The 19666-nt window shown below is 45.6% G+C and carries 25 protein-coding genes; 12 read left to right on the forward strand and 13 right to left on the reverse strand.

Translation table 11 applies throughout. From position 1 onward, the window contains the following. Positions 1-9: 9 nt before the first annotated feature. From QUB06_RS13020 to QUB06_RS13030, 3 genes are all read right to left on the reverse strand, one after another. Complete coding sequence (locus QUB06_RS13020; protein ID WP_333435598.1) at positions 10-870, reverse strand: EamA family transporter; 861 nt, start codon at positions 868-870, stop codon at positions 10-12. After that, entirely contained in the window at positions 867-1604 is a 738-nt protein-coding gene (locus QUB06_RS13025) for an ABC transporter ATP-binding protein (protein WP_333435599.1), read from the reverse strand. Before QUB06_RS13025 ends, QUB06_RS13020 begins: the two co-directional genes overlap by 4 nt. Positions 1605-1775: 171 nt before the next feature. Beyond that, a complete protein-coding gene (locus QUB06_RS13030; RefSeq protein ID WP_333435600.1) occupies positions 1776-2588 on the reverse strand; it encodes an ABC transporter ATP-binding protein in 813 nt (270 codons plus the stop codon). A 51-nt stretch (positions 2589-2639) separates the two neighbouring features. Here QUB06_RS13030 and QUB06_RS13035 point away from each other — a divergent pair, with 51 nt between their 5' ends. From QUB06_RS13035 to QUB06_RS13070, 8 genes are all read left to right on the forward strand, one after another. Then, entirely contained in the window at positions 2640-2939 is a 300-nt protein-coding gene (locus QUB06_RS13035; RefSeq protein ID WP_333078238.1) for a DUF4258 domain-containing protein, read from the forward strand. A 4-nt stretch (positions 2940-2943) separates the two neighbouring features. Further along, complete coding sequence (locus QUB06_RS13040; protein ID WP_333435601.1) at positions 2944-3192, forward strand: type II toxin-antitoxin system MqsA family antitoxin; 249 nt, start codon at positions 2944-2946, stop codon at positions 3190-3192. Positions 3193-3383: 191 nt separating this feature from the next. Next, a complete protein-coding gene (locus tag QUB06_RS13045; RefSeq protein WP_333435602.1) occupies positions 3384-4250 on the forward strand; it encodes a HEAT repeat domain-containing protein in 867 nt (288 codons plus the stop codon). A 46-nt stretch (positions 4251-4296) separates the two neighbouring features. Further along, the gene (locus QUB06_RS13050; RefSeq protein ID WP_333435603.1) at positions 4297-4488 is read left to right on the forward strand and encodes a hypothetical protein; all 192 of its coding nucleotides are present in this window, start codon (positions 4297-4299) and stop codon (positions 4486-4488) included. A 209-nt stretch (positions 4489-4697) separates the two neighbouring features. Beyond that, complete coding sequence (locus tag QUB06_RS13055) at positions 4698-4922, forward strand: hypothetical protein (RefSeq protein ID WP_333435604.1); 225 nt, start codon at positions 4698-4700, stop codon at positions 4920-4922. Between the two features lie 31 nt (positions 4923-4953). Then, a complete protein-coding gene (locus QUB06_RS13060) occupies positions 4954-5142 on the forward strand; it encodes a hypothetical protein (RefSeq protein ID WP_333435605.1) in 189 nt (62 codons plus the stop codon). 4 nt (positions 5143-5146) lie between these two features. Beyond that, on the forward strand, positions 5147-6004 hold the full coding sequence (locus QUB06_RS13065; protein WP_333409160.1) for a Uma2 family endonuclease: 858 nt from the start codon (positions 5147-5149) through the stop codon (positions 6002-6004). Between the two features lie 72 nt (positions 6005-6076). Further along, positions 6077-7945 carry a tetratricopeptide repeat protein gene (locus QUB06_RS13070; protein WP_333435606.1) on the forward strand — a complete coding sequence of 623 codons (1869 nt, stop codon included), beginning with the start codon at positions 6077-6079 and terminating at the stop codon, positions 7943-7945. Positions 7946-8140: 195 nt separating this feature from the next. On the opposite strand, the gene QUB06_RS13075 is transcribed toward QUB06_RS13070, so the two are convergent. After that, a complete protein-coding gene (locus QUB06_RS13075) occupies positions 8141-8776 on the reverse strand; it encodes a L,D-transpeptidase (protein WP_333435607.1) in 636 nt (211 codons plus the stop codon). Between the two features lie 669 nt (positions 8777-9445). Between QUB06_RS13075 and QUB06_RS13080 the strand changes: the two genes are divergently transcribed. Next, positions 9446-9946, forward strand: a complete 501-nt coding sequence (locus QUB06_RS13080) for an autotransporter (protein WP_333435608.1) — start codon at positions 9446-9448, stop codon at positions 9944-9946. A 312-nt stretch (positions 9947-10258) separates the two neighbouring features. Continuing rightward, a complete protein-coding gene (locus QUB06_RS13085) occupies positions 10259-11605 on the forward strand; it encodes a sorbosone dehydrogenase family protein (RefSeq protein WP_333435609.1) in 1347 nt (448 codons plus the stop codon). 210 nt (positions 11606-11815) lie between these two features. Here the strand turns inward: QUB06_RS13085 and QUB06_RS13090 are convergent, their stop codons facing one another. From QUB06_RS13090 to QUB06_RS13105, 4 genes are all read right to left on the reverse strand, one after another. Further along, positions 11816-12382, reverse strand: a complete 567-nt coding sequence (locus QUB06_RS13090; protein WP_333435610.1) for a DUF924 family protein — start codon at positions 12380-12382, stop codon at positions 11816-11818. A gap of 282 nt (positions 12383-12664) precedes the next feature. Next, complete coding sequence (locus QUB06_RS13095; RefSeq protein WP_333435611.1) at positions 12665-13021, reverse strand: peptidoglycan-binding domain-containing protein; 357 nt, start codon at positions 13019-13021, stop codon at positions 12665-12667. A gap of 130 nt (positions 13022-13151) precedes the next feature. Beyond that, complete coding sequence (locus tag QUB06_RS13100; protein ID WP_333145281.1) at positions 13152-13790, reverse strand: ThiF family adenylyltransferase; 639 nt, start codon at positions 13788-13790, stop codon at positions 13152-13154. A 54-nt stretch (positions 13791-13844) separates the two neighbouring features. Then, positions 13845-14672, reverse strand: coding sequence for a hypothetical protein (locus QUB06_RS13105; RefSeq protein WP_333435612.1), 828 nt, complete (start codon positions 14670-14672; stop codon positions 13845-13847). Positions 14673-14825: 153 nt separating this feature from the next. On the opposite strand from QUB06_RS13105, the gene QUB06_RS13110 reads away from it, so the two are divergent. Continuing rightward, positions 14826-15218 (forward strand): DUF4189 domain-containing protein, encoded by a 393-nt coding sequence (locus tag QUB06_RS13110; protein ID WP_333435613.1) that lies wholly within the window; start codon positions 14826-14828, stop codon positions 15216-15218. 143 nt (positions 15219-15361) lie between these two features. Here QUB06_RS13110 and QUB06_RS13115 read toward each other — a convergent pair whose 3' ends face one another. Continuing rightward, positions 15362-15703 carry a hypothetical protein gene (locus tag QUB06_RS13115; protein WP_333435614.1) on the reverse strand — a complete coding sequence of 114 codons (342 nt, stop codon included), beginning with the start codon at positions 15701-15703 and terminating at the stop codon, positions 15362-15364. A gap of 419 nt (positions 15704-16122) precedes the next feature. Between QUB06_RS13115 and QUB06_RS13120 the strand changes: the two genes are divergently transcribed. After that, positions 16123-16377 carry a DUF433 domain-containing protein gene (locus QUB06_RS13120; RefSeq protein ID WP_333435615.1) on the forward strand — a complete coding sequence of 85 codons (255 nt, stop codon included), beginning with the start codon at positions 16123-16125 and terminating at the stop codon, positions 16375-16377. Between the two features lie 81 nt (positions 16378-16458). On the opposite strand, the gene QUB06_RS13125 is transcribed toward QUB06_RS13120, so the two are convergent. From QUB06_RS13125 to QUB06_RS13140, 4 genes are all read right to left on the reverse strand, one after another. Then, the gene (locus QUB06_RS13125; protein ID WP_333435616.1) at positions 16459-16779 is read right to left on the reverse strand and encodes a type II toxin-antitoxin system prevent-host-death family antitoxin; all 321 of its coding nucleotides are present in this window, start codon (positions 16777-16779) and stop codon (positions 16459-16461) included. A 47-nt stretch (positions 16780-16826) separates the two neighbouring features. After that, a complete protein-coding gene (locus QUB06_RS13130) occupies positions 16827-17114 on the reverse strand; it encodes a Txe/YoeB family addiction module toxin (RefSeq protein ID WP_006634628.1) in 288 nt (95 codons plus the stop codon). A 101-nt stretch (positions 17115-17215) separates the two neighbouring features. Beyond that, on the reverse strand, positions 17216-18655 hold the full coding sequence (locus QUB06_RS13135) for a hypothetical protein (protein ID WP_333435617.1): 1440 nt from the start codon (positions 18653-18655) through the stop codon (positions 17216-17218). Between the two features lie 194 nt (positions 18656-18849). Then, on the reverse strand, positions 18850-19311 hold the full coding sequence (locus QUB06_RS13140) for a hypothetical protein (RefSeq protein WP_333435618.1): 462 nt from the start codon (positions 19309-19311) through the stop codon (positions 18850-18852). Positions 19312-19666: the final 355 nt, after the last annotated feature.

Genomic DNA, 19666 nt, shown 5'->3' on the forward strand with positions numbered 1-19666 from the left:
AATCTCAACCTATAAACTGATAAATAAAACTCCCAAAATCATGATTCCGGCCCCTAATAATCTTTCTTGAATATCTTTTTCCTTAAAAATGAAATGACCGAACAATACACCCATTAACACGCTAGTACGCTTAATCGCGATAACTTGCACTACCAAAGTTAATGTCAAAGCTTGCATTTGAAAAATCACTCCAATAGCATTAAAAAACCCCATAGCAGCTAGCATTGGTAATTGTTTGAGAATTTTCTGCCCTGGATTTGGGGTTTTGTACAATAAAACTGGCAGTAGCAAGACAGTCATTGTACCAAACAAAGAGAATAGCCAAAAAATAGGGTAGGAATTTGTAACTCCTATTTTGTCACAATTGGAGGCAATACTCCATAGAAATGCGACGATTAACATCAATTTTGGGCCTGGCTCATCCAACAGTGCTTTGAATGGGGCTAAATATCCTTTAGATTTCTCTTTGATATTTAATAAATAAGAGCCTGCTACGATTAGTAAAATGCCAATATAATCAAAAAACTTGGGATATTCACCCACAATTAACGGTGAAGTTACCAACATGAATAATGGTGTCAAAGCTACCAGCGGTAGTGTCAGGGATAAATCTGATAGTTTGATGGCTTTGATGTACAGGAGGGCTGTGACAGCGTTGATGCTACCTCCGATTAATAGGGCGAGCCAAAATTGAGAATTTAATGGCGGAATTCCTGTATATAATACCCAGGGAGTCAAAAAGATGACTGAAAAAAATGAGAGAGACCAAGCGACGACATATTCGTCACTTTTTTTGAGGTTTTGTTTGCCAAAAACGTCTTTGACGGCTTCAAAGAAAGCGGTCAAGAGTCCTAAAATTAACCAAGTCATCCTAAATATGCGCTCCTGACTCGCTCGTCGTTTAGCAAATCTGATCCAATACCTGTGAGAGTAATGTTACCAGCTTCTAGTACGTAACCCCGATCGGCAATTTGCAGTGCTAAACTGGCGTTTTGTTCGACTAAAAGGATTGTAACGCCTGTGGAACGCAGATTTTGAATAATTCCGAAAATTTCTTTGACGATCGCAGGTGCTAAACCTAAACTAGGCTCGTCTAATAATAGCAGCTTCGGGCGGCTCATCAGAGCACGGGCGATCGCCAGCATTTGCTGTTCCCCGCCGCTGAGGGTTCCTGCTAGCTGGCGGCGCCTTTCTGCTAGGCGCGGAAATATCTCAAATTGGCGCTCTAAATCGGCTTTTACTGCCGCCGAGTCCGATCGAATATAGGCCCCCAATTCTAAGTTAGTTAACACCGTTTGCTGCGCCAAAACCCGCCGCCCTTCTGGGCTGTGGGCGATTCCCAATTTCACAACTTCGTGAGCTTGGCGGCGGCTAATATCGCGCCCGTTATAAATAATTTGTCCTTGGTGTATATTAACTATTTTAGAAATAGCCCTGAGTGTGGTACTTTTGCCCGCACCATTAGCGCCGATGAGACTGACAACCTCGCCCGCATTAATCGTGAGATTAATATTTTGGATGGCTTGAATGCCACCATAATTTACAGAAAGATTCTTGAGTTCTAAGAGAATATTTTGGGTGGTTTGGGGTGGGCTATGTTGCATTTTGTGGGACTTGATTGTTGATAACAAAACTGTCTCTCTTCCCGCAGTCCGCCAGGGGTTTCAACCCCTGGCTGATAGCTGAAGTCCTCGCTATGAGGACTGGAAGATTCATTTATGACTAACTATTAATTTTCCTCGTTCCCCGCCAGAGCAGGGAAACATTTACAATGTCTAGGTTTCATCTCCCAAATAAGCCTCAATCACCGCCGGGTCATTCCTCACAACAGCAGGCTCGCCCAAGGCAATAAGCTGACCGAAATGCAAGACGGCAATGCGATCGCACAATCCCATAACTAGCGGTACATGATGCTCGATCAATATTACAGTTAAATTGAATTGTTGGCGCACTTCTCGGATAAATTCGCTTAATTTATGCTTTTCATTGGGATTCATCCCCGCGGCAGGTTCATCTAACAAGAGTATTTGCGGTTCTAGGGCTAAAGCGCGGGCAATTTCTAAGCGCCTCTGGTCGCCGTAGGCCAAGTTTTTGGCTTGTTCGCCCGCGCGATCGCCCAATCCGACTAAATCCAACAATTCTAAAGCTTTTCGCTGGGTTTTGCGTTCCATTGCGTTAGATGCTGGCAAGCCGAAAATCCCCGCCAGCACCGATAAAACTGGATTGCCCGATCGACTGTGGATGTGTCGGGCGATCGCCACATTTTCCACAGCAGAAAGTTCCCCAAATAACCGGATATTTTGAAAAGTTCTGGCTATACCTTTATTGGCAATTTGATAAGGCTTCAATTGGGAAATATTTTCATTTTGATAAATCAGGTTGCCACTAGAAGCAGGTATCAGTCCAGTCATTAGATTAAATAGAGTGGTTTTGCCCGCGCCGTTAGGGCCGATTAATCCAAAGATTTCGTGTTTTTCAACTGTAAAAGATACGTTGTTTACAGCAATTAAACCACCAAAACGACGGGTTAATCCTTTGCCTGCTAAAACCGGATTGCTTGTTGAGAGGGTAAGGGGTTCGGAAATCATCAAATATGATAAAATAGTGATTCTCTAATTATGCCTTAGACTTAAGTATAAATGAAAGTAGAGGAAATTAAAGCAAGAGTTCGCCAAAATCTGTATGTTTACACAGGTCATGGAGATATCGAGCGTCAGGCTGATGGGTTAACCTTTACTCAGGTTGAGGAAGCTTTACTCAACGGAGAGATCCTTGAGCAATATCCTAACACTGGTCGAGGTGAAAGTTGTCTAATATTAGGTTATGCAGGTGAGATTCCTATTCATATAGTCTGTGGTTGGCGCGGTGAAAGAGTAGCAATTATAACTGTATATATTCCCAGTCCCCCCAATTTTATTAACCCTAGAACTAGAGGATAGACCCATGCGAGAAATCCGATGCAATACTTGCGGTAGCAACCGCTATGAGGAACGTAGAATCGATTACCTTTACAGTCATAAAGGTAAATACTTGCTAGTTCCTAACACGCCAGTAGAGATTTGTGTTGATTGTGGCATGATTTATTATGATGCAGCAGTTCTCAAAGAAATTGAGCGCCGTTTCTTTGCGATTCACCAGCAGAATGAAATGCCGGATTCGTATATTCAAATTCCCAGCAAGAGTTACACGTAAAGAAGGGTTTTTCAAGGAAAGAACCAGAATCTTCTTAAAGTGGCGCTTTTTAAGCAGTATTTAGGGCGATCGATTTCACCACGGACAAGTACAAATTTAGATCGCCCGGAGTCCTGAAACAGTTTGATGAGAATGTATACACAATTATTCAAATGGCTGAGACGGCTCATCAAACACAAGGATTCTAGCCCATGACGAAGCACTACCGACAAAGATTAGCTGCCGTAATTGCCCTCTCGTTTCTATCTTTCACATCGCCTTTGCTGTTGACTCGCAATGCTGCGGCTGGAATTGGGGAGGAACCCACAGCTAATCCCAAACAGATTGCCTTCCTCACCGAGAAGTTAAATATTAACGATGAAACGGCACTTTATCCAGCTATTAAGCTGTTACGAAAAAGAGGTGAACCCGCCATCCCTGATTGGATGGAAGCTTTGCAGGATCAGAATTTGTCAGTCGGCCAGAGTGCTGCTGAGGTTCTAAGACAAATTGGTCTTCCTGCTATTCCTACCTTTGTCAAAACCTTGAAAGACTCAGATGTGTCGGTGGGTGCAGAAGCTAAAATTGCACTGCCGCAGCTAATTCTGTTGCTGAAAGACTCCGATGCAACTGTGCGTAGCCGTGCAGACTATGCTTTGGGAAGGATGGGTGCAGAAGCTAAAACTGCTGTGCCGCAGCTAATTCTGTTGCTGAAAGACTCCGATGCCACTGTGCGTAGCCGTGCAGCCAATGCTTTGGGAAGGATGGGTGCAGAAGCTAAAACTGTTGTGCCGCAGCTAATTCTGTTGCTGAAAGACTCCGATGCAAATGTGCGTAGCCGTGCAGACTATGCTTTGGCAAGGATGCGTGCAGAAGTTAAAACTGCTGTGCCACAGCTAATTTCCCTGCTTCAAGACTCAGATGCAACTGTGCGTAGTAGTGCAGCCAATGCTTTGGGAAGTATCGGTGCAGAAGCTAAAACTGCACTGCCGCAGCTAATTGTCTTGCTGAAAGACTCCCATCCAAATGTGCGTAGTAGTACAGCCTCTGCTTTGAATAAAATCCGTGCAAAAGCTTAAACTGCACTGCTGCAGCTAATTGTCTTGCTGAAAGACTCCAATCCAAATGTGCGTAGGTAGTGCAGCCTCTGCTTTGAGGATGATTGGTGCAGAAGCTAAAACTGTTGTACCGCAGCTAGTTCCGCTGCTGAAAGACTCCGATGGCAATCTGCGTAGCCCTGCGGCCCCTGTCTTGCTAAGTATTGCTCTTCACCTTCAAGAAAAAGCAAAGACGCTAACTTCACCGGAGTTAAATTAGGCTGTATCAAACCTAGAATCAGCCTTAAAAATTTTGGATTAACCTAAAGCTAATTTGTCACAACCAAGGAGCGCAAATCTCCGTGTATACATCAATGATCTCAAAGCTGAACAAAGCAATCGTCCCTTCATCAAATCACTTCCAAAAAGTCCCTATATCAGGGGAATTTACTTATTTTTTATATTCCGAACCTTTGGCATCCGCCCCCTGTGGCTGCTCAAAATCTACGAAACCTTAAAACCGAAATAGCCGGCGGCAGAAACATCACCCTTTTGCTAGCAAAACTCTATGTCAACCCACTCATTGCCAAGAAAAAAGGCACGACATACGGCAATTTAGCCGCTACTATTTTTGAGTTAAGGCTGCACTATTTAAACCAAATAAACCGCAGCGAAACAGAGGATAAAGTCAGCGATTACACCGCTAGATATTAACGGCAACGATGAGAGTTAATGGCAAGATTTATTGAAGGTAGCCGACTCCCAAAATTCATCAGAAGCGATCGCCGGGTTTTTGTTAGGAGTAAAAAATTGCTATCTCGATAAAATTCCCGGTGCAAAAGATACCGACTTTCTGCAGCAAGAAATCACATCGCGCTATAATATTACAATTGCCGTACCGCTTCAATCTCCTCAAGCCGTCTCGCCCGGGTAATCTTATGACGATGTACGTACCGGATTCGCAGCATTCCCAGACAAAAGTCCTCCCTACGATGTACGATCTACCCAGTGAAGACCCGGAGGAACCCGGTTTGCCTGACGAATATCATCGGTGGCAAGCACAACTTTTGTGCGATAGCTGCCTCCCCTCTAATTATCCACCCGATCGCCTCTTCTCGGCCAGCGATCTCAATCTATACTACGACTCCAACCATCCCAATTGGTACAAAAGACCCGATTGGTATTTAGTTGTGGGGGTTTCGAGATTTTACCAAGACAGAGACTTGCGCCAAAGTTACGTGATTTGGGACGAAGCAGTAACTCCTTTAATTGCGATCGAATTTCTGTCACCTGGTACGGAAGATGAAGATTTAGGACTGACAGAATCAGAACCAAACAAACCGCCGACTAAGTGGCAGGTTTACGAAATAATTTTGAAGATTCCTTATTACTTTGTTTTTAGCAAATACAACAACCAATTGAGGGTATTTCGGTTAATTGGCAACCGTTACCGCGAACAATTGTTAACAGGTTCTCGATTTTGGATACCGGAAATACAGTTAAGTTTGGGTTTGTGGGAAGGTGCTTTCCTGCAAAATCAAAGGTTGTGGTTGCGCTGGTATGATATTAATGGCAATTTGATTCTGACTCCAGAAGAATTTGAAAGACAGCGAGCTCAATTGGAAAGCCAACGAGCCGAGTTTGAAAGGCAGCAAGCTGAAATTGAAAGACAGCAAGCTGAATCAGAAAGGCAACGAGCCGAGTTTGAAAGGCAACGAGCTGAATCAGAAAGAGAGCGAGCCAATCGATTAGCCGATCGCCTGCGAGCAATGGGCATTAATCCAGATGAGCTGTAAAATTAAGGAGCAGCATGAAATGGTGCAAGCTGCAAGCGCTGTCCATAAAAACTTATTAACTAAAAATAAATTATGCCAGACTCTACCTCATTGCGCGATCGCTATCTAGCCCTAATCGACAAAATTGTCGAAATCACCCTCAAAGGTCAAATTCGCTCCAAAGAACAAGTTTATCAAATGCTAGTGCAAGACATTAGTACCGGTACTGGCGAAATCTTTGAACGCTGTTTCGGCGAACGCCTTGATGCCGCCGAAAATCAACTCAGAAATGAAAAAGACGAAATCAAACAAGCAAAGGCAAATCGCACCCTCAGAGCTCTCAAAACCATCCAAGGAGAATGGGAACGCTGGCAGAAAGATAACCGCGTCGATCGCGCAATTGCATCCTCAATCCAACAAATCGTTACTGCCGAATCTAACGCCCGCCTTCTGGCATTATTGCAAGTAATCGATCCGAATAAAGAACATCCGCTGACTCTCGCTCAATTGCAGCAATTGGCAAAATCCCTACACCAACAAATGCTGCAGACTGCCAATCCTGAAACCGAACAAGATTTGCAGCAAATCACCGCCGGCATAGCCAAAGGTTTAGAATCTTGGCAGCGTTTGGAACCGGAACTTGTGGGCTGGATTTATCAGCCACAGCAGCTAGGATTTGCCGGTAGTCCAGAACAAAATGGGCCTTGGGCTTTTTGGGCAAAAAAAGTTAACAGTCCCTTTCCCCACGCTCTCTTGAATACTATTGCGCTTGGTGAATCTGTAGTTCAATTCGCAGCCAAGGAATCGAATTTAGAGTTAGGCATATTGGTGGAATTGGCGATTATTTTGCAGTGCTTGCAGCGGGCGTTGGCGACATGGTTTGACAAGCAAGTTTACGATTCCAAAGTGTCAACAAAAGCTTCAATTTCTACTTACATTACTTTTGCGGTAATTTGGAGTCAGCTAGCGAGTGGGTTTAATAATTCTACCAAGAGCGGGGAGCAGTTGGCAAATGCTTGTTTTCAAGTAACTTTGCAAATTTTGCGCGCTTTTTCTCAGCGGGAATATTTTCCGCTTTACGGCGGGATTTTTGCTTCCTTTGATGGTAAAGCCCTGCGACATACTTTGGATTATTTAGATGAACCGCTGCGCCGAGTTGAAGGCACTCAAGCAAAAGCTCGAATTCTGACGCTTTTGGGTTATTCGATGCAGGCGGCGGGGGCTTACGAGCGATCGCTCTTGCTGCACAAGCAAGCGCTGGAAATTGCCCGTACCGAAGGAGACAAAGCTTGCGAAGTTGCCAATCTCAATCATATCAGCCGCAACTATGTTGCTCAAAAAAATTATCAGGAAGCGATTAATTACAGCCAGCGGGCTTTAATTATGGCACGACAAGCGGGAGAGCGACAAGGCGAGGCAAATGCTCTGGCTAATTTGGGTTACAGTGAAGTGTTTCAAGCGCGGCAGTTGGAGGATGTGGAACCGGAGGTTTACGAGAGTGCGATCGGTTATTTGGAACAAGGTTTGTTGCTATCGGAAAAATTGGGCGATCGCCAAAGTCAAGCTTTTTGTTCCAGCAGTCTCGGTATTGCTAAAATTGCCCTGGAAAATGCTGAATCTGCGATCGAATATTTGGTCAAAGGTTGGCAAGCGGCTCAATTCTCAGGGGATTTATATTTGCAAGGTCTGAATTTGGCTTACTTGGCTCAAGCTTATTACAGAATCAACTCACTAGAAAAAGCGATATTTGCAGGCAGTTTGGGGATGTATACTTTGGAGCAAATTGGTGCGATGGAGTGGCGTCAATCGGCTGGTTTGTTGACAATTTTGCGGGGTCAAATGGGGGCGGAATCTTTTAAACAAGCTTTGGCGAAAAGTCGAGCGAATATCATTCCGGCGATCGGTGTTGATGGCTACGATTACATCCCGGAGTTGCTGGAAAAATATCAGCAATCTATTTAACTCTTTGTGGAACAGGCATCTTGCCTGTTGCTGAGAGGGGTGCAAAATGTACGTTTTAACTCACCCAATAGCTGCATTATCAATAAGTCTTTCATGGGCGGGCAGGATGCCCAGCCCACAACCAAATTTAAGTCTTTGTGGAACAGGCATCTTGCCTGTTCCGAAATGTTTTTATGCACCCCAATCTCCAAATAATTAATGCTCAACTATCACTGGTGTGCCAACGGCGACTTTCTCAAATAAAGCCTGTGCATCTTTATCAAACATTCTGACGCAACCATGAGAAGCCGCCCCCCCGATCGACTCTGGATTCGGAGTACCATGAAAACCAATCACATTCTTGCCATCCGTCCAAAACCCCATCCACCTACTCCCTAATGGATTGTCTGGCCCCGCAGGAATAAGTTCTCCTGTCCAAGGATTTTGCCAAACTGGATCTTTGATCATTTGCATAACTTTAAAATTGCCTGTAGGAGTTTCCCAGCCACCTTTTCCCACAGCAACCGGGAAACTGGTTTGCACCTTATTTTGTCGGTAAACATAGACGCGGCGTTCTCGCAATTTCAGCACTAAACGCACTTCCTCAATAGGATTTACCGCAGGCGTTGGTTCCTGGGGAATATACCGAAATGGTTCTCCCAAGGGCGGCAGTTCTGGGGTTCCGAGATTCGGCAATTTTGTCTCGGATGTGGGCCGCTGCGCCGCGATCGCACTATTACTTGAATTAGCCACCAGTTCTGCCGTCGCCTGCTGCTGTATGCCCACCGACAGCGCGGCTGCACTCAAGCTCAGCACAATTAGCTTATTAAATAAAATTTTGCTGTTCACCATTTTTTTGTTCGCTAAACTCCTAACCAGCAGTTCCTACAAAGTTCCTATCTAATTATCCGCCAACCGCACCCGATCGGAAAAATTTTGAGATGCTTTTTGACCGCAACTGCGCTGCACAGTTTTTAGTTGAAATTCCACCACTGATAACTTGTAACTCAACACAAAGCTTAGGCAATAATACCAAAACCACAAGGTTTTTATAAGCTGCCCAGTGGAGTTACGCAATAGAATGTCGTTAAAAAACCCGGTTTCTGCGTAAATCTTGCAAGAAAATGATTAAATTTTCCCTCCGACTAATTTGATTTTTTAGGAATGGCCAGCGGGCGATCGACTATTCAAACTATGGCGGTGCTGTATCCGGCAAGCACAATCTGTCTTTAGGTAGAGTTGCTCCCAGCAACAGTTAGGTCTGCGGAAAAAAACTGCTACGGTCGATCGAATAAACTCAATATATCACGGCAACACTCTAGAGATGCAAACCGCTGAACTTGTTGTAAATCGGGAACTTATGATGTAAAATTTAGTCTTTCAATACTTGTTCGATAATCTTTTTTTGAGATTGTCATAAATTTCCTACTCTGGGGATTAAACTGGATTAGGTATAGAGGTTGGGACTTTCGTGCAGCGGAAGCAAACCCGACCCTGAATAGCAGTTAATGTGAGGTTTCAATGCGTCTTCAGAACATCAAATTATTGACAGGTGCAACACTGTCGGTGGTAATTTCGGCGGTCTCAGTAAATCCTGCGATGGCTAACCCTGCAACTCAAATAGCCCAAACGCAGACCACCACAACAGCAAACACTACAACCATTGTCGGTTTTGTCAAAAGTATTGTCGGCGATGTAGTAACTATTCGCGAAGAAAGCGCGCCGTACAGGACTCTCAGGGTTCAAAGATGCGTCCTGAGAATTATTGGCCTAGTACCGGGAATGAAAGTCAGAGCCACCGTCGCCGGCTCTCAGATACAAAATATCGCCGTGATCCCCGATTATAAGGTTGTAGCCACAACGGTTGCTCGTCCCGCAACCCCAGCACCGGCACCGCGTCCGGCTCCAGAACCGCCACCGCGTCCGGCTCCTCGTCCGGCTCCGGCTCCGGCTCCGATGCCGGCTCCCCGTCCAATTCCGGCTCCTCGTCCGGCTCCGGCTCCTGTGAGAGGACTTTGGTAGACCTAGGTTATACCCTTTTAGATTTGAGATTTGAGATTTGAGATTTTCGATTGGGAATTGGCAATGACGATCAAGCAATTTGATCCGGGGCCCCCGGATTCATTCGTGGGGTCGCGTTCTTCAATCTAAAATCTAAAATCTAAAATCGATTGACTGATCGAGCTCAAAGTTTGGAGCACTGGCCTACAATTGCATTCTTTTTTGCAACTGGTATCAGTAAATGGAATTAAGCCACCGCGCCGGCGGTGGCTTAGCTGTTGAATAGCAGTTAGAATAATAGAATTGTCCAGCAATTGTGGAGAAATCGCTGCTATGTATTACCTGCGTTTCTTGCTGCTAATTCTGCTGTTGCCGATGATTGCGTGCGATCGAGCTACAGATGCGAGATCCCCTGCTGTGGGCGACAACGGCCCCCTGTCGCAAATTCCCTCCCGTGCACCGCTGGTAAATGTTGGGACAAATCAAATTGTACCCACCAAACCGCTGTCGCCGCAGCCAATCCGCATTGTTGCAACTACTTTGCCACAGCCAGGAGCCAGCGAAAGCGCCTCAAAACCTCCTCAAGTAATACCGATTCCCGCATCGCCAGTGCTGCGAGTGCCTCCTGGCTTTGTTGTTAACGTTTTTGCTGACAATTTAGATGCTCCCCGATGGCTAGCTTTGACGCCGACAGGCGATGTTTTGGTAACAGAAACCCGGCAGAATCGGATTACACTGTTGCGGGATGCCAACGGCGACGGGGTTGCTGAGGTTCGCAAAACTTTTGCAAGTGCCCAAAACGGGTTAAATATTCCCTTTGGCATGGCTTTTGCCGATCGCTATTTTTTCCTCGGAAATACCGCTGAAGTCCGCCGATTTCCCTACACAAAAGGGCAGGAACAATTAACAGGTACTGGTCAAAAAATTGCCGATTTACCGGGCGGCGGCTACAACCAACACTGGACGCGAAATGTTGTCGTTTCCCCGGACAATAGCAAGCTTTTCGTCTCAGTTGGCTCGCAGTCTAATGCCGATGTCGAACCGCTGCCGAGGGCGTCTGTTCAAGTCATGAATTTGGACGGCAAGAACCAGCAAATTTTTGCTTCAGGGTTGCGAAATCCGGTGGGATTGGATTTTCACCCAAAAACCAATCAACTCTACACCACAGTCAACGAACGCGACGGTTTGGGAGATGATTTGGTGCCCGATTACTTGACAAGAATTCGTCAAGGCGAGTTTTACGGCTGGCCTTACACTTATTTTAAGCCGAATTTCCTCGACCCGCGCCACTCCAGAAATGGCAATAGCGATCGACCTGATTTAGCGGCTAAAACCTTAATGCCAGACGTGCTGTTTCAGGCGCACTCGGCCGCTTTGGGGCTTCAGTTTTACGATGGCAAAACGTTTCCCAAAAGATTCCTGAACGGGGCATTTGTGGCGTTTCGCGGCAGTTGGAACCGGAACGCTGGAACTGGTTATAAAATCGTGTTTGTACCTTTTAATGCGGCGAACGGACGCCCTCAAGGTTATTATGAGGATTTTCTGACTGGTTTTCTCACAGATCCGTCTGGCCCGAAAACTTGGGGGAGGCCGGTTGGTTTGCTGGTGTTACCTGACGGGAGTTTGCTGTTTACTGAGGAAGCGAACAACCGGATTTATCGAGTGCAGTATCGCGGGTGACGATGGGGGAATTAATAAATTCTTCACCAGCGTCTACTTTTTGTTGAATCAACAATGGATCTTCTTTTATAATTTCACTATTTAATTTGAGAGTCACTGGGTGGGGGCGGGTTTTGTAGACAGATTGCCTGCTGTTGCTTCTGATTGCGCGCTCAAACCGCCTCTACAACCTCGAATATATCAGAACGATCGAGATTTTGCGATCGCGCTTTAAAATCCCGAACCGGGTTGTTTGAGAAATTCCGCTTCTTCGGGGGTTGTTTCGCGTCCGAGAATTTCATTGCGGTGGGGAAATCTCCCAAAACGCTGGATTATTTCCAAATGCTGCATCGCGTATTCAATGAGTGAGTCGCTGTCAGGTTCGCCGCTGAGTTGGCGAAATAGTTCGACAGATTTTTGCTGGTTTTCTAAATTTTCGCTGTGTTGAAAAGGCATATAAACAAATAATTTTTGTACAGTCAGCAATTGGCGATCGAATTTATTATTAACAGCGTATTCGGCGGTGGCTAAAGCTTTGTTGTCTGTGGCGAATGCTTGGGGCGTTCCGCGAAACATATTGCGCGGAAATTGATCGAGCAGTATAATTAATGCGAGGCAATTTTCGGGGGAATCTTGCCATGAGTCGAGTTTACCGGAGGCGGCTAGTTCGTATTGTGGCAGAAAGCGCGATCGCACTTGGGCATCAAAATCCGCATCTTTTTCAAACCATTTCTTGTGGACTTTGCCAAACTCAGGAGAGTGCGATCGACCAAACCAAAAATCTAAAACTTCATTCATTAGCAATCTAGTAGGCGATTGATTGTTGATTAAAGCTTCTGTGTCTGTAGTTGCACAAAATGCGCTATCTGTCCAACTACAAACCGCAGCGATTAATGATTACCAAAGATGACTCCACCCAAACACAGGTACTTGCTTTCCGAGGCTATCGAGGGTCTAGAAAAAAAATTAGATTACAGAGTTTAAGCTTCCAGATTCATCTGTTATCGAGTAAATCTAAAATCTAAAATCTAAAATCTAAAATCGACTGACTTAGGAACCTTTGTTGTCCGGTGCTTAAAGTTACAAACTAGCAAACAGTCTGTCCCAAGTTTTGCCTCCCACAACTCCGTCTACAGGAATATGAGCTTGCCGCTGAAATCTTTTCACTGCATCTTCGGTTGTCGGACCGAAAACGCCATCAATTACGATCGGGTGTGGGGACAAGCCCCGCGCGTTCAACAACTTTTGCAGTTTCTTCACATCGTGCCCTTTCGAGCCGCATTTTAAAATCCTTTTATGGTGTCTCACTGCTGGTCGATGGCAATCATCAGTGTGGCAAACTGCGGAGCTAGCTGCATAGTTTGCTCTACTTGTGCCCGTCAAAACTAATAGACCGAGAATTGCTAGTAAATAATAAAAAGTCTGTGTTCCCGCCATAGTTTCCCTGTTAATTTTCTCAAGCGTTTTTTGCAAGTTTGACGATTGTTTGAGAGTGAGAAACCGGGTTTCTAGGATGGGCGCATCCAATCTCGATTCACCTGGTTTCTGGCAACAGTCAACCGACATTCTACAATATAAGTGGCTTTACTGCAAAATCTCCGATCGTGCAAGTTAAATTTTGTTGCTGTTTGGTAGCAGCAAAGGTAACAATTACTTCGCAGGCAACTGCAACTGTCAGCATTACCAAGTTTCTCGCCAGCGGGTAATCGCAAACGTCATCATTCGCCGCTGAAGGAACCCGATAGTGTTGGTTCCAAATTATTTCGGAGTAATCGGCAGCTAATCCGACGTGCACGCAGGGAAGGGAGGCACTCGCACAGTAATCCTTGACTGCTTGTCGCCCGACACTGTTATCAAAAGTATCGATGACTGTGGCGCTGTTGGCAAGCAGCCGATCGGCATTTGCGGGTGTCAATTCTTTGGAGTGCGCGTCAATGCTGACTCCCAAAGCCCGGTAGAGGTTGTTGGCGAGAATTTTGGCTTTGAATGCGCCGATGTCCGATCGATAATAGGGTTGAGTGGAAAGGTTGCGTTCCTCGATGCGATCGCGATCGATGACTTTTAACTGACAAAAGCCCGATCGCGCCAGACTTTCTGTAATATTCGCACCCAAAGCGCCCGCGCCGCACACCGTTACTGGGAAATTTTTGATCTGCGACATCACTGCGGCACTTCTGTAAAGTTGTTCGTGAAAAAATATGCTCATGGTCAGTAGTCAGTAGTCAGTAGTCAGTAGTCAGTAGTCAGTAGTCATTATTTCCTATCTATCTTCAACTACTCCAACTAATGATTGCAAGTCGAAGTCTTTGTCCAATCCGCTGAGACAAATGCCAGCACTCATAACTGTCAAGTCATTTTTGGCGATCGCAGAAGTGTGATGTTCTCCAGTCCCGCTAGTCCATTCAACCAGCCAATAATTTTCGCGATCGAAAAAATCTCGCAATTCACCGCCACCCATTTTCAACGCCCCCTGCAAGCGCTTTTCTGCCCGCAGTTTCGGATCGAAACCTTTAATATTTCGGGACACCAACTCATAAACTGTTCGCATTTCCGGCGTCATCCCTTTAAAGCGAACATCTTGAGGCAAAATCAACTTTTTTAAAGCTGCTTTTAACTTCTCAGAAGGCAGCGGATCGGCGCGCCTGTCAATCTCTTCAAACCACAAACAATGACCGTCCCAGCGCGCAACAATCGGCTCAAACTGCGAACCTTCTGTTACTAAATGCACTGGTACGGGTTTCGCAACACCCGTGCGCTGTTTAGCATCAGATTCGTTAACAGGATAAGCCAGCCACGTTTGCCCTTGCAGTACGTAAGCCAAGTGCAAGCGAACGGGTACGAGCAGTTGCAAATACTCGGCCACTTGCGCCAAACTCGGCTCCTCAATTACCGCAGCAATTTTCTCATTTACTGGCGCAAAAATAGCCCATCCTTCAAAGTTGCGCGCCTGCGGTTGAAAAGTATAAACCATTGAGCTAATTCGTGTCCGCACGCTTCCCCCGGGCACGCAAGGAGCCAGGAATTGGGTATCGAGTAGGTGCGCTTCTTGGGCAGCGAGTTGGCTGAGAATTTTGCGGATATCTGCCACTGAATTGACCTCCGTCATCTTACTTTTTGTTAGCGAAGACACTTTTAATTTAAGAAACTCTAAAGATTTATAAACACTCTTGACAGCAATTAATCTCCTAATCTAATATTGAGCGAACCTCGCAACTTAACCTTGTAGATATCTTAAGTAAATATGCTGCAAAAGCTTTTTTCTAAGTGGGTTGTAGTCACAGCTTTGACACTTCCTCTTTTTGGCTCAGTCCAGGTAGCTAAAGCTCAGGACACCTATGGAGCTACTGCTTATTCTCCGACTTCTGACGCCACTGGTATTAGTTGGGATCATGCTACAGAGAAAGAAGCACTAAACGCAGCAGTAGCCGTCTGCAATGAACAAAGCGGAGGTGCTAACGATTGCGAAGCGCTGACATCTAATAGCAATAATTGTGGAGCGATCGCAGTAGGCAAAGGAGGAGCAGGTGCGGGCTGGGGCGACGATCAAGCCGCAGCAGAAGCTCAAGCTCTCGCCGGTTGCAGCGAACTAGAGGGCGGCAGTTGTAAAGTGCAGCTTTCAGCTTGCAACAACTAATTAAACTGATAAAAATCGGTGGAAGAGGTGTATATGTGGGCTGCTAAAACAGCTTAAAAAATAGTAAATGTATGGTGTGCAGTGCACACCATACCAAATACAACTCAGCTAAAATTAGGGTACGCAATGCACACCCTACGGAGTTAATCTCCTACTTCGGAAGTAACTGCATCGGGTGGCAGCAAACTTTCTAATCTATCTTTAGACCAATATTCAGTAGGGTAAGCGAGTGCAATAATATCAGAGAGTCGAATCAGCCACGTAACTTGCCCGTAAGCATCGATATGTTCCGCCTGTTCGTTAGGGGGAACTATCACCAAAAGTTCCACAAACTCCCCGAACAAATTAGTCGGGATGCCGCCGAAACTGCTATTATTTGTTTTAATCCAAACTTTGCTGCCTCGATCGAGAGCTTCTTGGAGTCGCTGGGACAGCAAACTGGATTTTTTGACCTGGGATTTTTTGGCTTTCGACTTTTTTCCCATAGTTTTAAGAAGTTAAAGTAGTTGTATTGTGGGTTGCACAGTTCGTTGCACAGTTCGTTGCACAGTTCGTTGCACAGTGGGTTGAGATTTACCGCAATCGCAGTTTGGTATAGAAACGGACTGAAGCAAAAAGGTAAATCGCCCCGTTGCTACCCCATCACTCTAGTCTATAAGAAAGCGCTGTACTGCGATCGTAATAACAATTTAATCGCAAAATGGGGAAATGACACCCGCTCAAAAAAAAATCCCACTGTCGCCAAACTCCAAACCCTGGTTGGCATCAGTGATTCCCAATCTAAAATCTAAAATGGTATTACCTGCCGTATCATGTTACACAATCAGTCAACGAGATCCGTGTTTCTACTGTGCCCAAATGCAGTATAATCGGCGGAATCTTCCCAAATCGTTTAAGTAAAACAATGGACTGGCGAAAGCTCATTCATCCAAACCCGAAAGCTTCAACAAGTCAACCAGCAGCGCCAGAAACTCGATTGTCTGTAGAATTTTTGCTAGGGCTCTTTGCTGCGGGATGGACTCAACAGCAGGTGTTAGAGAAATATCCTGCACTCACTGCGGAAAAGTTACGCGCTGCTTTAGCTGCTGCTGATTCCCAGCTAGTGTCATCCATCGCTAATCCAGAATTACTAGAAATTATCGCTCAAACTAGAGAATAATTTACAATAGGGAAAAAGTTGCCGCTTGAGGATATTGAGGGAGATGTTTGGGAGTAAAGTGCGATCGGATTCCTCACTCTCTTACTTTACTCTCATTTGTAGGATTGTTTCAGTATCATTCTCTTCATCAAGCCCAAATTTTTTGGAAATTTCATCAAGTGTCTGAGGTTGAACGACTCTTGATTTAGCTCGCTTCAGTGCCGTTAACAAGCGAGTTGCATTAGCAGGCGACCTCAGCAAATAAAGCGTTTCTAGCAAACTTTCTAATTCTGCCTCAGAAATCAAAATCGCATTTTTGCCGTTAGGTCTAGTAATAACTATTACTTCCCCAGTTTCAACAGCGCGATCGCAGAAATCTTTAAAATTTGCTTCAGCTTCAGTGTATGTAATCTCAGTTGACATAAATTTATAACTCCGACTAACTTAATGACTCAACTTTTATCACTTTACTAATAGTGATAGCGCGCTTTCAGAAAATCAATACGGTCATCACTTACTAAATAAACAATACGATGTTCTTTATTCAAACGACGCGACCACGCGCCAGAAAACTCATATTTCAAGGGTTCCGGCTTGCCAATGCCTTCAAACGGGTCTCGCAGAATTTCTCTGACCATTTTGATTAAGCGTAACGCCATCTTGCGGTCAGTTTGTACCCAATATTCTAGGTCTTCTAAAAACTCCGGCTGAAAAACGGCCTGACGTTCTACGCGATCGCTCTCACCCTCAGCACTCATCTGGCAAACCCTGAATCATTTTTTCAATTTTATGCTCCCTCCTAGAAAAAATAAAGTGAGCATTGCCCGCCAGCTTAACTCACGAGCCATGCCCAATTATATCACTTGTCATCCCTCACAGGCAGGGACGTATCAAGAATTTCCATCAACAATTCCAGCCGCGAAGGACGGCTCAACATCGGCACTAAATTCGGCAAGGAGTAGTAATCGCCCGAAAACGTAAAGGTTTCTACCGATACTTGTTTGCCCTTTAATTGCTTCTGGACATATTCGCACCAAGCGCCAACTCGCACAATCACAACATCAGGAATTACCCCCAAACTGCGGCAGTAATTTTGATAAGCATCTGCAAAATAAGGTGCAGCGTTTTCGCCTTCATCTGTCACCATAATGAATTGCTCGACAACCTGCTTTTTAATTCGCATTGCTTCCACCGCGCAACCGCAACTTGTGCCGCCGCCAGCGCGAATGTGCTTGAAAGCGCCTTCCCAGTCTGTCAATTCGCTGCCGTTTGCTTGCACTGGATACGGCATCGTGTCAAAGGCATAAACGAACAGTGCAGCCTCGGAAATGCCGGAAATCAAAGCAGCGAGACGCTTCCCGACTTCGATCGCACTTTCCATGCTTCCCGACTTGTCAATCAACAAACCGGTTGCTTTCGCAATCTTGCCGCGCTTCTTCACCTGTTCGTTTGTCACCGCTTCCAGCTTCGCCGCCGTTGCTGCGTCGAAGTTCGCGCCCGCACCCGCCACACTCGCTTTGTAAGCAGAAACCCGATCGCACTTTGCCGCTTCATCCAGCTTCGAGTCAATCAACTGCTTCACTTCCGCGTGATCCATCGCGCCGCGAGACTGAATCGATTTCAAATTGTTGATGACTTCCTGCGGCGACATCGAGTTAATCAGCGCGGCCAAAACCGTTGGCGTTAGCTGTCTGATCGCACCAACTGCGATCGTATACGGAATCTTGTACTCAACAATCAAATTCGCCTGTTCCGCAGGTGTCGCCGCCTTGGCCAACTGCTTCAAAACGAATGCCAGAGAGTCTTCCGGCGGATTGTCTTTGAAGAGAATAGCGTTAGCGCGAGCGCTCGGCTTGACGTGCAGCGTTGCGTACAAATGCTTCATCGCCTTGCGATTGCGGATGGCGGCGCGATCGAAAAACTGTGCATTCTTTTCCCGCGATTTCAGATAGCGAGTAACAGCAGTGCGCGCGCTGCGAGGCATCTTATTCTGGTGCCGCTTCATAAAGTCCACAATCCGCGAAACTTCGTAGGGAGGGAACTCTTGCAGCATCATAAACCCGGCATCTCGGTGTTCCGTCAGCGCCGAAGTTAGCAAATTTCCGACAAAAACTTCCTTGTGGTCGCGCACGTCGCCTTGACGCTGATACCACACTGCTAAATGACCGTAAAAAATCGGGTCTAATTCGACAATTAACTTGTGGATTTCTGCTACTTTTTCTAATTGGCGGTGAGGAGTTGTCAGCAGGCTGTTGAGCATTTCCAAACGCAAATCGCGTTCTGCTGTATTCATATTCATTGTTTTTACCTTCCTATTGATTTTGGATTTTGGACTTGAGAAGTATTCCAAATCGGCGGTTGGCAGTTGTTGCACGCTAGCGAGTAAAATTTAAAAATCACCGCGCAAGTTTGGGGAGCTTTTTTTGGTAAACCTCAATAGGGCTTGTATGTAAGCTCTCGCGATTAGGGCGCGGCAAAAACTGCTATTGAAAATTATTTGAGGGAAACTGTTTCTAGTTCAAGGGATCTCAAATCTGGTTCAACCCAGTTAATTCGAGCTTCCGAAGACATCAACCGATCGCGCGTGTAGTAGGTAAAAGGTAAAGTGCGCTCGGCATATTTTGCAATCAAACCGTTAGCAAGATTTACCATCGATCGATTCCGGCTTTCATCGGCGAGATACCGGCGAATAGTTCGCACCCAAAACAGCGTTAGGGTTTCGTGATATCCGCCATCTTTTGTAGTCTCAATTCCCTGAGCCGAGTTGTAACGTTTAATGCCATTCCGCACCGCATTTATCGCTTCTTGTTCCGAATCATAAAACAGATACCAAAGGGCCACGGTTAAATGCGCTTCGTGAGTCCATTGACTTCGCGGCAGGCTGCATTCTTGGAAAGCGTGAATCAGACTGTCTATCTCGCTGGGCGATCGGTAAATTAGAGTTGTATTTTTCATAATTTAAGTCTCCTCACACACCACTTTTACATCTAATATTTATAAATATGAGATGTTCCGCACAAGTTAGCAAAGCGTTTTGACTGTCCGATCGCTCTACCCCTGAGCTACAGCCCCTTAAACGGGGCTGGCAGGATTTGAACCTGCGACAAATCGATTATAATGTGTGTATTCGCTTCACTCGTTAGGGTGCGGAACAAAATTTTTCTAATCTCTAAACTAGAAAGTTTTGACTTGTGATTCTTCTAAAATGCTCAATTATTTTTGCCTTTTATAGCATTAAAAGTCACTCCACGCAAGTTAAGAAAGCCGTTGGCACATACGCAGGAGTTGAACCCGCGACCTTTTCTTTTAA

Origin of the sequence: Microcoleus sp. D2_18a_D3 (assembly GCF_036702455.1) — a bacterium.
GTDB lineage: Bacteria > Cyanobacteriota > Cyanobacteriia > Cyanobacteriales > Microcoleaceae > Microcoleus.